Origin of the sequence: Aerophototrophica crusticola (assembly GCF_012913305.1) — a bacterium.
GTDB lineage: Bacteria > Pseudomonadota > Alphaproteobacteria > Azospirillales > Azospirillaceae > Niveispirillum > Niveispirillum crusticola.
This window is the reverse complement of record NZ_CP051775.1, coordinates 940,272-952,849: the sequence shown is the minus strand read 5'-3', so window position 1 is coordinate 952,849 and position 12,578 is coordinate 940,272. Positions and strand designations below refer to the sequence as shown.

General features: G+C 70.1%; 13 protein-coding genes and 1 pseudogene. 5 read left to right on the top strand and 9 right to left on the bottom strand.

Annotated features, from left to right (window positions below):
* Positions 1-3: 3 nt before the first annotated feature.
* From HHL28_RS04640 to HHL28_RS04615, 7 genes and pseudogenes are all read right to left on the bottom strand, one after another.
* Positions 4-780 carry a nucleotidyltransferase family protein gene (locus HHL28_RS04640; protein ID WP_075770102.1) on the bottom strand — a complete coding sequence of 259 codons (777 nt, stop codon included), beginning with the start codon at positions 778-780 and terminating at the stop codon, positions 4-6.
* 7 nt (positions 781-787) lie between these two features.
* The gene (locus HHL28_RS04635) at positions 788-1,822 is read right to left on the bottom strand and encodes a dATP pyrophosphohydrolase (RefSeq protein ID WP_404326520.1); all 1,035 of its coding nucleotides are present in this window, start codon (positions 1,820-1,822) and stop codon (positions 788-790) included.
* Complete coding sequence (locus HHL28_RS18325; RefSeq protein ID WP_404326519.1) at positions 1,807-1,953, bottom strand: hypothetical protein; 147 nt, start codon at positions 1,951-1,953, stop codon at positions 1,807-1,809. The genes HHL28_RS04635 and HHL28_RS18325 overlap by 16 nt, the downstream gene beginning before the upstream one ends.
* Complete coding sequence (locus HHL28_RS04630; RefSeq protein ID WP_075770101.1) at positions 1,950-2,732, bottom strand: sterol desaturase family protein; 783 nt, start codon at positions 2,730-2,732, stop codon at positions 1,950-1,952. Before HHL28_RS04630 ends, HHL28_RS18325 begins: the two co-directional genes overlap by 4 nt.
* A gap of 160 nt (positions 2,733-2,892) precedes the next feature.
* The gene (gene lptG, locus HHL28_RS04625) at positions 2,893-3,930 is read right to left on the bottom strand and encodes an LPS export ABC transporter permease LptG (RefSeq protein ID WP_404326874.1); all 1,038 of its coding nucleotides are present in this window, start codon (positions 3,928-3,930) and stop codon (positions 2,893-2,895) included.
* 205 nt (positions 3,931-4,135) lie between these two features.
* A pseudogene (locus tag HHL28_RS04620) lies at positions 4,136-5,083 on the bottom strand (LptF/LptG family permease); the annotation flags it as partial.
* A gap of 153 nt (positions 5,084-5,236) precedes the next feature.
* Positions 5,237-5,707 carry an HIT family protein gene (locus HHL28_RS04615; protein ID WP_404326517.1) on the bottom strand — a complete coding sequence of 157 codons (471 nt, stop codon included), beginning with the start codon at positions 5,705-5,707 and terminating at the stop codon, positions 5,237-5,239.
* Between the two features lie 265 nt (positions 5,708-5,972).
* Here HHL28_RS04615 and HHL28_RS04610 point away from each other — a divergent pair, with 265 nt between their 5' ends.
* Positions 5,973-6,440, top strand: a complete 468-nt coding sequence (locus HHL28_RS04610; protein WP_075770098.1) for a DUF2141 domain-containing protein — start codon at positions 5,973-5,975, stop codon at positions 6,438-6,440.
* Here HHL28_RS04610 and HHL28_RS04605 read toward each other — a convergent pair.
* Positions 6,424-7,389, bottom strand: a complete 966-nt coding sequence (locus HHL28_RS04605) for a metallophosphoesterase family protein (protein WP_075770097.1) — start codon at positions 7,387-7,389, stop codon at positions 6,424-6,426. The genes HHL28_RS04610 and HHL28_RS04605 overlap by 17 nt on opposite strands.
* 117 nt (positions 7,390-7,506) lie before the next feature.
* On the opposite strand from HHL28_RS04605, the gene HHL28_RS04600 reads away from it, so the two are divergent.
* Genes HHL28_RS04600 through HHL28_RS04585 form a run of 4 tightly spaced genes read left to right on the top strand, consistent with a single transcriptional unit; the run spans position 7,507 to position 11,167 of the window.
* A complete protein-coding gene (locus HHL28_RS04600; RefSeq protein ID WP_075770096.1) occupies positions 7,507-8,685 on the top strand; it encodes a CDP-alcohol phosphatidyltransferase family protein in 1,179 nt (392 codons plus the stop codon).
* A 9-nt stretch (positions 8,686-8,694) separates the two neighbouring features.
* Positions 8,695-9,651 (top strand): diacylglycerol/lipid kinase family protein, encoded by a 957-nt coding sequence (locus HHL28_RS04595; protein WP_075770095.1) that lies wholly within the window; start codon positions 8,695-8,697, stop codon positions 9,649-9,651.
* The gene (locus HHL28_RS04590) at positions 9,648-10,583 is read left to right on the top strand and encodes a hypothetical protein (RefSeq protein WP_075770094.1); all 936 of its coding nucleotides are present in this window, start codon (positions 9,648-9,650) and stop codon (positions 10,581-10,583) included. Before HHL28_RS04595 ends, HHL28_RS04590 begins: the two co-directional genes overlap by 4 nt.
* Positions 10,580-11,167, top strand: a complete 588-nt coding sequence (locus tag HHL28_RS04585; RefSeq protein WP_404326514.1) for a class I SAM-dependent methyltransferase — start codon at positions 10,580-10,582, stop codon at positions 11,165-11,167. Before HHL28_RS04590 ends, HHL28_RS04585 begins: the two co-directional genes overlap by 4 nt.
* A gap of 185 nt (positions 11,168-11,352) precedes the next feature.
* Here HHL28_RS04585 and spt read toward each other — a convergent pair whose 3' ends face one another.
* Positions 11,353-12,576 carry a serine palmitoyltransferase gene (gene spt, locus HHL28_RS04580; protein WP_075770092.1) on the bottom strand — a complete coding sequence of 408 codons (1,224 nt, stop codon included), beginning with the start codon at positions 12,574-12,576 and terminating at the stop codon, positions 11,353-11,355.
* Between the last annotated feature and the right edge of the window lie 2 nt (positions 12,577-12,578).

Here is a 12,578-nt window from a genome sequence, read left to right as displayed (position 1 = left end):
GCCCTATCGCCCCGCCAGCAGCCTTTCGGCCAATTCCAGGTCCGCTGTCTTGTCCACATCCACGGCCGCGGCACCGAATGGCATTTCCACCACGGCGGCCTGGGTACCGGTGATGGCACCAAGGCGGGCCAGGGCGGCACCCAGGCTGAGCTGCCCGATGAGGAAGCGGAACACGGCCCAGGGACCCAGCAGCCGGATCATCCTCAAGGGATGCTTCCGCTGCGCCTCCACCTGCCGCCAGACCTCCGCGGCACGCATGGCGGCAGGGGTGCGGAAGGCGAACAGGTTGCAGCCGCTGAAGCGGCCGTCCGCGAAGCGCAGGTAGGTGCGCTGCGTCCCAGGCACGGCGGCCTGCACGGCGCTGTCCCGGGCCAGGGCGGCGACCACGTCGGCATCGTCGGGGAGGTTGGCCAGGAAGTGGCTGACCCACTCCGGCCGCAGCAGGGCATGGTCGGCGGTGGTCACCAGCAGGGGCGTGCCCAGGGCCTTGAGCGCTGCCACGACGCTGCGGCTGGGGCTGCCCTCCGCCGGCAGCAGGACGAGCCGCCCGCTGTCCAGCAGGGGGGAGAGTTCCGCGTCTTCCCGCACCAGTTCCGGCCGCTCGATGGCGACGGCGATGGTGCCCACGTCAGGGGTGGCCAGCAGGGCGCGGACGACACGGACCAGCATGGGCACACCCGCCACCGGGGCGAAAGCCTTGTGGCTGACACCGGCCAGCTTGGCGACCGGGTCTTCCGCCCCGCGGGAGCCCGCAAGGACCAGGGTGGTGACGGGGGCCATGGCAGCGCTACAGGGCCTTGCCGTAGATTCGATAGGTCTTGTAGGGGATGCTGCCGATCCGTTCGTTGATCTTCCGCATGGGCAGGTTGTCCTCAAGGATCCAGGACAGCTCCACGAACTCGATCCCCCGCTTGATCGCGTTCTCCCGCATGCCGTTGATCACCAGGAACGGCAGGATGCCGCCAGACAGGCCCACCTGGAACTTCTGCCTCACGCCCATCAGCGGCACCCTGGCCGTCTTCACGCCGGACACCTTCAGCCGCCACAGCAGCTTGGCCCAGCCCAGGGGGAACAGGCTGCCGCCCAGATCGCGGATCGCCTCGTTCAGGTTGGGCAGGCAGACGCCGAAGGCCGCTGGCTCCCCGTCGATCTCCACGAACCAGACCATGTCCGCCACCACAAGCGGGCGCAGCGACGTGGCCAGATGCTCCGTCTCGGCGTCGGTCAACGGGACGAAGCCCCAGTTGCCCATCCAGGCGTCGTTGAAGATCTCCGTCAGGTACCGGACGTCCCGGGCATAGTTCTTCATGTCCAGCTTGCGCAGGACGACCTGGCCAGGAAGCTTCCGCTCCAGCATCTGGCGGACATACTTGGGGAGTTCCTTCCGGATGTCATACCAGTAAGCGTAGACATCCTTCGCCTTGGCATAGCCCAGCGCCTCTATCCGGCGGGCCACATAGGGCTGGTCGTGGGGCATCATCATGACGGGCGGCGTGTCGTGGCCGGCCACCAGCAGGCCCATCTCCTCATTGATGGAGAGATTGAAGGGACCCTGGGCGGCGCGCATGCCCTTGGCCCGCAACCAAGCCTCTGCCGCCTCGAACAGGGCGGCGAAGATGTCCGGGTCGTCCTCGGCGCAGATCATGCCGAAACAGCCGACCCCATCGGCCGTGAGGGGGGAAAGCTTGTCCACCTGGGCGCTGATCCGGCCCACGTCCCGCCCGTCCCGCACGGCCAGGAAGAACTGCACCTCGGCATGCCCGAAGAACGGGTTCTTGGCGGGGGAGAGGGACTCCTCCCGCTCCATCAGCAGGGGCGGCACCCAGTTGGGGTCCCGGCATTGATGCGGTAGGGCAGCCGGATGAAGCGCGCCATCGCCGCCTTGTCGTCCGGCGACACCGGAACCACCCGCAGGGAGGCATCCCGCGGGGCCAGGGCTTCGGCGGCACTCACGACACGGCCTTCAGGTCGGTGTCGGTCTTGTTGGCGTTGGCCCGGGGCGGCCGGTCCCGCGGCGGCGAACCGGTCAGCTCCATCACCCAGGGATACCGCTCCGCCTCCTTCACGTCGTAGCCCAGGTTGAACACGTGCGGGCTGCGCGGCCGCTCCTTGGCGTCCTTGTAGAAGGTGCCGAACAGGATGTCGGGCAGGAAGCTGGTGATGCCGTAGTTCCCGTCCTCGTTATGGAAGTGGTGGGACAGGTGGAGCTGCTTGATCCGGGCGAAGTAGGCGTTCCGCGGCTTGTAGTTCAGGTGCTGGATGCAGTGGCAGAACTCATAGAAGCAGGTGGTGGCCAAGCCCGTGGCCAGGGCCGTCATCGCGCCGGGCAGCCCGTCGATCAGCCAACCCACCGGCAGGGTGATGGCGGCGATGGTCGGCAGGGTGTTCAGCAGGCTGCCGAACAGCACCTCAAGCTTGTGGGGGTCCTGGTGGTGGTCGAAGTGGATGCGCTTCCACAGGGCGGCCGTCCAGGACATCTTGTAGAGCCAGCGTCCGTGCAGGATCCAGCGGTGGATGCCGTACCAGGCCAGCGGGTAGACCAGCGACGCCACCAGGATCACCAGGCCGAAGCGCAGCCAGTCCGTCGTCAGGGACAGGGACAGGACGGCCGCCACCAGGGCCAACGCCGCATAAGCCTGGATGGCCGGATAGGTCCAGTACGCCACCGTCAGGTCGCGCAGGTTCATCTTGCCCAGGTCATAGCTGCGGCCGCGCCACGCGTCGCCCCACATGCCCTTGCCCCTTTGTCTGATACCGTCAAGGCACCGCTGCCGCGATGCGGAATCCCCAGAAACTATGGGTGTTCGCCCGACCTATCAAGACATCGGGAGTCGCAGGGCCGGGTTGCGGGCATGCCTGTGTCGCGGGCGCGACAGGTTTGGAGTGGCGTCGCTACCCCTCCACATGCACCAGGATCGCCCCGCCCACGGCGGCGAAGAACAGGGTCGGTGCCCAGGCGGCGACCAACGGGGGCATGCTCCCCGCCTCCCCCATGGCGGCCAGGAGGCCGTCCACCAGCAGGAAGGCCAGCCCGATCACCACGCCCAGCGCCATGTTGCCCATGGCCCCGCCGCGGCGGCGCAGGCCGTGGGCCACGGGCGCGGCCAGCAGCAGCATGACCAGGGTGGCGAAGGGGCCGGAATAGGTCTCATGCAGGCGGGTCTGGTAGAAGGCCCGGCTTTCCGTGCCCGCATAGGTGCCGCGCAGGATGCCCCGCAGGCGGGACACGGGCTGGCGGTCCGTGGGCGCGCTCAGGTCCCGCAGGTTGGACGGGGTCAGGGCGGTGTCCCAGGGTTGCGTCTCCGCCCGGGTGGTGACGAGGGTGGGCTCCAGCTCCGTCCGGGCCACGTTGGCCAGGGTCCAGGCCTTGCCGTCATAGATGGCCGCCTCGGCGGTCAGGCGGGCGACCAGGGCGCCGTCGGCCGTGCGTCGGAACACCTCCACCCCTTCCAGCCGCCGCCCGTCGCGGGCGACCACCTTCGCGGTGACCACCTGGTCCCCAAGGCGGAACCAAAGGGGCTTGGGCACCTCCGGCTCGTCGTTGGGCGGGGTGGTGCTGGCCCACCAGTCGATGAAGCCCCGCTCCACCCGCGGCACCACCTGGTCGGACAGGACCAGATGCAGCAGGCCCACCGCGATGGCCGCCGGGAACAGGGCACCGAGAAGCTGGTACGGCGTCATGCCGATGGAGCGCATGGCCACCACCTCATTCGCCCCGGCCAGGGTCCACAGGGTGGACAGGCTTCCCACCAGCACGGACAGGGGCACCACCTGCTCCACGATCACCGGCAGCCGGTAGCCGATGTAGCGCGCCAGGTCCCCCGCCCCGCCGCCCCGTTCCAAAACGGTACTGGCGGCGTCCAGCAGGTCCAGCAATTGCAGAAGGGCCGACAGCGCCAGCAGCACCGCCAGGCAGCGGGTGACGAACATCCGGGTCAGATAGCGGGTCAGGACGGGCGTGCTCATGCCGCCGGCTCCTTCCGGCGCTTCGGCAGGCTGCGGCCCAGCCGGTGCAGCAGGGCGTCCATCCGCTCGAAGGCGTTGACGAAGGGGTTGTCCCCGGCCGAACCTGGGCCCGGTGGAACAGCCAGAGGCACAGGGCGGTGAACAGCACGAAGGGCACCCATACGCCGATGCCCGGCGGCAACCGGCCCACGTCCGCAAGGCTCTCACCCAGTTGGACGGAGTGGTGGTAGACGACCAGGATCACCGCGGCCAGGGTGATGCCCAGGCCGCGGCGGGCCCGCTTGGCCGCCATGCCCATGGGCACCGCCAGCAGGGGCAGCAACGGCAGCGTCACCGCCCGCACCAGCCGCCCGTTGAACTCCGCTGCCAGCTTGCGCTTGGGCAGCAGGGAGGTGGGGTCGTGCATCTCCCGCCACAGCTCCAGCAGGGTCAGTTCCCGCTCGCTGCCGCCGCGGGCGCGGAAGGGCGGGGCTTCCAGGTTGAAGGGGTGGTCAACGGTCAGGGTGTTGAAGTCCAGCAACTGCTGCCGCCCGTCGGGTCGGGTGCGGAGCTGGGTGCCGTTCTCCAGGGTCAGCAGGATGCGCCTGCGGTCGGGCGTCGCGTCCAGCCGCCCGCCGGCGGCGGTGGTCACCCATTCCTCCCCGTCGGGGCGGAGCTGGTGGATGAAGACGCCGGTCAGCTCCCGCCCCGTGGAGTCCACCATGTCGGCGCTGATGGTGACCCCGTCACCGGCCTGCACGAAGCTGGTCTCCGGCACGGTGGCGTCCCAGGCGGTATTGGTCACCACATGGAACAGGGCGCGGTAGGCATAGCGGCTGTAGGGCTGCAGGAAACCGAACAGCAGCACGCTGAACACCATCAGCCCGAAGCCGGTGAACAGCAGCGGGCGGGCGATCCGGGCCACCGACAGGCCGCTGGACTGGAGGGCGTCAAGCTCGTTGTCCTCCCCCATGCGGGCGACGATGACGAACATGCTGATGAAGAAGGCCGCCGGCAGGGCCAGGCCCAGATAGTGCGGCACCAGGTTGGCCGCCATCAGGATGACCGTGTCGAAGGCGCCGCCATGCTGGGCCAGCAGCTCGAACAGGCGCAGCACCCGCTCCATCAGCAGGGCCACCAGCACGACGGCCAGCGATGCCAGCAGCGGCTTCGCAAGCTCCACCAGGATATAGCGATCGATCAGGCCCGTCCCGCCGGGCGTGCCAAGGCGGGGGCCGGTTGGGCGAGGTCTGTCACGGACGGCCCCGCCCCTGGGTCTGGAATCTCCCCATCAGGCCGCCTGCCCCGGCCAGCGGGCCTTCAGTGCGGCCACCAGCGCATCGCGCACCGGGTCCGCCAGGGCGACGGCCGGGGACAGGGCGGGCTGCCCGGGCCAACCGGCGTCCCTGAACTCCACACCCTCGAACGTCCGGCTCCCCTCATAGCGGGGGATGACATGGAAGTGCACGTCGGGGTCCACCATCATCAGCATCAGGTAATTGATCTTCTGGTAGCCCACCAGGTCCGCCAGCGCGGACTCGGCCGCGGCCACCACGGGCTGCAGTCCGGCGAACCCGGCCGGGTCCACCTGCCCAAAGGCGGCCGCCGGCTGCTTGCAGGCCAACACCAGGGAGCCGAGGGTGGGCTGCTGCGGCCGGACCAGCACGCACCAGTGCTCCGTCTCCGCCACCAGGGTGGCGGGATAGCCGAACTTCAGCATGGTCGCGTTGGGCTGCATCGGGAACCGGGTGTGTCGGGACATGGGCAGGGGTGCCGGCGGCGCGGCGCTACTCTAGTGCCAATCATGTCACCTGCCAAACGATCCGCGACCCCGGCCAGGCGGGTGATGCCCGAGAAAGCGAAGCATGACACCACCAATGCCCTTCGTTCGATGACGGCCATCACACCGCCGGTTGATCCCGGGTTGGACAAGCCATGTCCCGAAAGGGGTGGACGGGGCGGACGGCAGCCCTAGACTGCGAGCCTTGCCCGGCCCCTTCCCCGGCACGACAGACCAGGACCCGCGCATGCGCAAGACCAGCCTCGCCCTCTCGATCCTGATGCTGGCCGGGGTCGCGAAGGCCTTTGCCGCCACCCCTGCCCCCGCCTGTGACGGCGGTGACGGGGAAGTGCGGCTGAACCTGACGGTAGAGGGGGTGCGCAGGGCGGCGGGCAACGTCACCATCACCCTTTACCCTGACGACCCGGACAAGTTCCTGGCCCGCACCGGCAAGATCGCCCGCATCCGGGTGCCCGCGACCGTCCCCGCCACCAGCATCTGCCTGCCCGCGCCGGAGGCTGGCGGCTATGCCATCGCCGTGTACCATGATGAGAACGGGGACAAGGACTTCAACCGGACCATGCTTGGCATGCCGAAGGAAGGCTATGGCTTCTCCAACAACGCGGAGACGACCCTGGGCCTGCCCCGGTTCCAGGAGGTGCGGTTCGACGCCAAGGCGGGCGACAACAGCGTGACCATCAGGCTGCGCTACTGAGGGCAGACGGCAAGGCCGCTGCCGCCGGCAGGTCCATGACATACTCCCCCAACGTCCCGAACCCGCCGTCGCTGGCCTTCGGTCCCCGGGCCGTGACCGTCAGGCGCCAGCCTTCCGCCGTCCGCGCCACGGACAGGAGGTGCCAGCGCGCCGGCTCGTCCTTGTGGCTGTCCGCCCGGCGGCGTGACGGGGCGGAGGAGGCGGACGGAACGCCAAGGCACGGGATGGGCCCAGACGGGCCCGGCACGGTGCTGAAGCAGCTCCGGTGGGCATGGCCGTGCAGCACCAGCTCCGCCCCCACCCCCGCCAGCATGGCGCGGAAATCCTGCTGGTCCGACAAGGCCTTGCGGGGGGAGATCACGCCCGATGCCACGGGGTGGTGGACCAGCACCACGCGGAACAGCCCCTGGCGGCCCAGCGATTCCAGCCGGTCGCGGGCGGCGCGGATCTGGGCCGGACCCAACCGGCCGGTCGCCAGCAGCGGCGGGGTGGGTAGGCCGGAGTTGAGGCAGACGAAGGCCACCGGGCCGCGCACGCGCACGGCGGGGAACGGCCCTTCCCCCTCCTGCCCCGGGTCGGCGGCCATCCAGGGGGTCCAGAGTCCCAGCCCCTCGTCCCAGGGGAACGGCACCAGCGTGTCGTGGTTGCCGGGGATGACCGTCACAGCTTCCGCGTTGCCCAGGGAACGCAGCCAATCCCGCCCCCGCGCGAATTCCCCGGCCATGGCGATGTTGGCCAGGTCCCCCGTGACGGCCACATGGTCGGGGGCAGCGGCCCTCACATCCTCCACCAGCCGCGCCAGCATGGCAGGGCTGTGGATGCGGCGACGCTTGCGCTGCCAGGACAGGAACCCCAGCGCCCGCTTGGAAAACAGGTGCGAAGCCTTGGTTTCCCCAGGCACCAGCGGCAGGTGTGGGTCGGAGAGATGCGCGAAACGAAAGGCGACCATGCTTGCCCGCGGTGACGGCCAGGGGATGAAAGTGGCAACCATGCCACCATGTCACGCAACCGTCACGCGGGTGGGTAGGCAAACCCCCTCACCCCAGGTATGAAGCAGCGCGTGGCAATGGTTCTAGAGTTGGCGGCGGACGTGGGCAAGGACGACACCCAAACGGCACGGAAACCCCAGGGCGCCATCGTGGGCGAAAGCCCCGTGCGCCTGTGGGGCATGACCTCGGCGGAGCGGCTGCGCCGGTCCCTGGTGCGCAGCGGCATCACCGACGTGCGCGGTTGGGACGGGTTCGACGGCGGCCTCCCGCAGATCCTGCTGCGCGCGGACTGGGTGTTCGACGAGGCGCTGGTGCGCGACCTGGCCAAGTCACCGGGCACCATCCTGGTGGACAGCCGGTCGGGGGAGCCGGTGGCCGCCCATGTGGAACCTGCCGACGCCGCCGCCGTGGCGTCCATGCTGGGCTCATCCCGCGTCGTGCCGGATGAACTGCGGGAGCGGCTGCGGGTGGTGGGCCCCGGTGAGCTGACCAGCACCTACAACAACGCCCTGCGCAAGAAGGAGCCGCCCTTCCTGCTGCGGCTGACGCCGGAGGCCCTGCCGAGGATCGAGCAGCGCATGTTCGCCGGCAGCTACAAGGGCGTCACCGACCTGGTGACCAAATATGTCTGGCCCTGGCCGGCCCGGCACGTGACCAAGGCCTGTGCCCTGCTGGGCATCACGCCGAACATGGTGACGACGCTGAGCGCCGTGCTGGTGGGCATCGCCTTCTGGATGTTCTGGGAGGGGCATTTCCTGCTGGGCCTTGCCGCCGCGTGGGGCATGACCTTCCTGGATACGGTGGACGGCAAGCTGGCCCGCGTCACCCTGACCAGCAGCAAGTGGGGCAATGTCTTCGACCACGGCATCGACCTGGTCCACCCGCCCTTCTGGTATTGGGCCTGGATGGTGGGCCTCTGGTCCAACGGGTATGACACGCTGTACCCCGACCTGGTCTTCTGGATCGTCGTGGGCGGCTATGTGCTGCAACGGGTGCAGGAGGGTGTCTTCCTGTCCGTGTTCAAGATCGAGATCCACATCTGGCGCCGGTTCGACAGCTTCTTCCGGCTGATCACCGCCCGCCGCAACCCGAACCTGCTGCTGCTGACCGGCTTCGCCGTGGCGGACCGGCCGGAATGGGGCATGGTGGCGGTGGCCCTGTGGACCCTGTTCTGCTTCGGCGTCCACATGGTGCAGATCCTCCAGGCACTCGCCGCCCGCCGCGCCGGCCCGATCCGGTCCTGGCTGGCGAGCTGACGTGACGCCATGGTCCGCCTCGGCCTGATCCGCAACCCCAAGAGCACCCGCAACAAGGCGGCGGGATCGGACGCGCGCGACCGGGCGGCGGCCATGCTGGGCCTTTACTTCGCCGAGCCCGCCACACCGGCGGAGCTGTCGGACGTGCTGGCCGACTTCGCCCGGGACGGGGTGGAGATCATCTGCGTGGACGGGGGCGACGGCACGGTGCGGGAGGTGCTGACCGCCCTGCCCCAGGCCTATGGCGACAGCCTGCCCCAGCTCAGCATCCTGGCGTCGGGCAAGACAAACCTGATCGCCGCCGACGTGGGCACGCCCGGCCCCGGGCTGAAAGGCTTGGCTCGGCTGGTGGAGGGCGCGCGGAAAGGCACCCTGGGCGGCCATATCCGCCGCCGCCACGCGCTGGAGGTGAGCTGGGCCGACGGCAGCCAGGCGCCGGTCCTGGGCATGTTCGCCGGGGCGGGCGCCTTCACCCGGGGGACCGAGCTGGCCCAGGGCTATCATGCCAAGGGCCTGACCCAGGGGCCCGCCGTCATCGCCACCATGGCCGGCGTGTTGGGCCGCGCCCTGGTGGGCAACGACCGGGACGGCTGGCTGGCGGGGGAACCCATGTCGGTGGTGACGCCGGATTGCAACGGCCCCGCCGGCAGCCGCTTCATCACCCTGGCTACCACGCTGCACCGGCTGATGCTTGGCCTCTGGCCCTTCTGGGGTGAGGGGGACGGGTCCGTGCGTTACCTGGACGTGGCCGCCAACCCGGCGCACCTGGCCTGCGCCCTGCCCCGCATCCTGCGCGGCAAGCCCACACGCTGGATGAAGCGGGACGGCTATCGCAGCGGCGTGACCGACCGGCTGACCTGGGGCCTGACCCGGCCCTTCATCCTGGACGGGGAGGTCTACCAGCCCGGCCCCGGCGGTGTGGTGCACCTGTCCAGCGGGCCGCTGATCGATTTCGTCGTGCCATGAGCGCCGCCCTGGCGGAGGTGCTGGCGGCGGAACTGGACCGGCCCATCCCCGCGGGCACACGGCCCATGGTGGACGCGTTGGCGGCCAAGGGTGGCGGCACCGTAGCGGCCGTGCTGTTCTACGGCTCCATCCTGCGCACCGGCGATCTGGACGGCATCCTGGACTTCTACGTGTTGGTGGACTCCCTGCGCGCCTGGCACGGCAGCCCGGGGCTGGCCCTGGCCACACGGCTGCTGCCGCCGACGGTGGAGTATTGGGAGGTCCCGGTGGACGGCCGCATCCTCCGGGCCAAGGTGGCGGTGATGCGGCCGGACCAGTTCGCCCGCGCCGTCCGGCCGGGCAGCCTGGACACCACCATCTGGGCCCGCTTCGCCCAGCCTGCCCGCCTTGCCTACGCCCGTGATGCGGCGGCCAGGAACAAGGCGGCGGGGCTGGTGGCGACGGCAACCACCACGGCCTGCGCCTGGGCGGCCCGACTCGGCCCCGACCAGGGGACGCCGCTGGACTATTGGGACGCCCTGTTCCGCCACACCTACGCGGCCGAGTTGCGGGTGGAGACGGGGGAGCGGGCCGTGAGCATCGTCGGCCACGACCCTGCCCGCTACCGGGACCTGTTCCGCCCCGCCCTGGCCCAGGCGGGGCTCGATTGGCGGGAGGTTGGCGGCGGGGCGCTGGCCCCGGCCCTCACGCCAGCCCAGCGGAAGGCCGCGCGGCGCGGCTGGGCCCTGCGGCGGCTCGCGGGCAAGGCACTGAATGTCAGCCGGCTGGCGAAGGCGGCCTTCACCTTCGTCGGCGGGGTGGACTACATCACCTGGAAGATCGAGCGGCATTCCGGCGTGAGGCTGGAAATGACGCCCTGGCAACGCCGCCACCCCATCCTGTCGGCGCCCCTGCTGCTGTGGCAGCTGAGGCGGCAGGGGGCGATCCGGTGAGCAGCATCGCCCATTACGAGGCACACGCCGCCGAGTATGGGACTGCCCTGCTGGGCCATGACACAGGCGACAGCCGCCGGCGCTTCCTGGCAGCCATCGCCAAGGAAGCGGCGGACATCCTGGATTTGGGCTGCGGCCCCGGTCGGGACCTGAAGGCTTTCGCCGCGGCCGGGCACCGCGCCGTCGGCCTGGACGGCTCCCCCACCCTTGCCGCCGCGGCGCGGGCATACAGCGGCTGCCCCGTCTGGGAACGGGACCTGGCCGATCCGGGCCTTCCCGCGGAAGCCTTCGACGGGGTGTTCGCCCAAGCCGTGCTGTTCCATGTCCCCACGCCGGGCCTTCCCGCGCTGCTGGCCGCCATCCTGGCCACCCTGCGCCCGGGCGGGGTCTTCTACGCCTGCGACCCTACCGGGTCGGGGGAGGAAGGCTGGGTGGAAGACCGCCACATCGCCCTGCGCCGCCCCCAGTCCTGGAAGCGGCTGGCGCGGGACTCGGGCCTCACCCTGGTGGAGGAATGGCGCCGCCCCCTGGACGCCCCGCGTCGCCAGCAGACCTGGCTCGCGACCCTCTGGCGGAAGGCCTGATACGCGTCCCCTCAAGCGCCGGGCGCCCGCATCGGCGGGCTTGGCTCACGCGCCCACGAGGGCGCGGGCCGGCGGTCGCCGGCACGGGACCCATGCCGCTGGCCTTCCCCAAAAGTTTCGGGCCCGGCGTCGCCGCCGGGCCCGTGCGCTGTTTTTTGCTTGAGGCTCCCGACCCTTCGCCGGGTTTACTCCGCCGCCTGGACCACGAGGCCAGGGGTGGGCAGGACACCGAGCCGGCGGCCGACCTGGCCGAACAGCTCGATGGCCGTATCGATCTGCGCCGGCGTGTGGGCGGCGCTGACGCTGGAGCGCAGCAGGGCGAGGCTGTTGGGCGTCGCCGGCGGCAGGGCCAGGTTCAGGTACAGGCCCGCCTCCAGCAGCATGTTCCAGGCCGCGATGGCCAGCTCCTTGTTCGGGAGCATGACGGAGACGATGGGGTTCGGCTCAGGCCCCAGCTCGAAGCCCAGCCCCTTCAGCCCGTAATACAGCCGTTCCGCATTGGCGGTCAGGCGACGGCGCAGGCCCGGCTCCTCCCGCATGCGCTTCAGCGCCTGCAGGGTGGTGGCGATGACCGACGGCGGCAGGGAGGCGGTGAACATGTAGGGCCGGCAGGCCACCCGCAGGATGTCGAAATCCGGGTGGTCGGACACGCAGAAGCCGCCCACGGCGCCCAGGCTCTTGGAGAAGGTGCCGACGGTGAAGTCCACGTCGTCCTCCACCCCCTCCTGCTCCGCGAGGCCGCGGCCGTTCTCGCCGAGGACGCCCATGGAATGGGCCTCGTCCACCAGCAGGAAGGCGCCGGTCTCCCGCTTCACCTGCACGAACTCCTTCAGCGGGGCGGTGTCGCCCAGCATGGAGTAGATGCCCTCCACCACCACCAGCTTGTTGCCGGGCTGGTCGCCCAGGCGGCGCAGGCGCTTGTAAAGGTCGTCCGGGTCGTTGTGCCGGAAGCGCACCACCGGGGCGGTGCCCATCTTCGCCGCGTCATAGATGCTGGCGTGGCTGTCGCTGTCGATCAGCAGGAAATCGTCCTTGCCGACCAGCGTGGAGATGATGCCCAGGTTGGCCTGATAGCCCGTGGTGAACACCATGCAGTGCTGGCGGCCGTAGAAGTCCGCCAGGGCCGCTTCCAGATCGCCATGGCCGCCATAGGTGCCGTTGGCGATGCGCGAGCCGGTGGTGCCCGTCCCCTGCCCTTCGAGCGCGGCGACGCCAGCGTCGATGCAGCTCGGGTCGAAGGTCAGGCCCAGATAGTTGTTGGTGCCCAGCAGGATGGTGCGCTTCCCGCGCAGCACGCCCTCGGTCGGCGACACGATGCGCTCGAACTTGACTGAGAAGGGATCGTGCCCCAGGGCCCGAAGCCGCTCATAGTTCTCACGCAGCGGGGAAAATTTCGCGAGGATGGTCATGT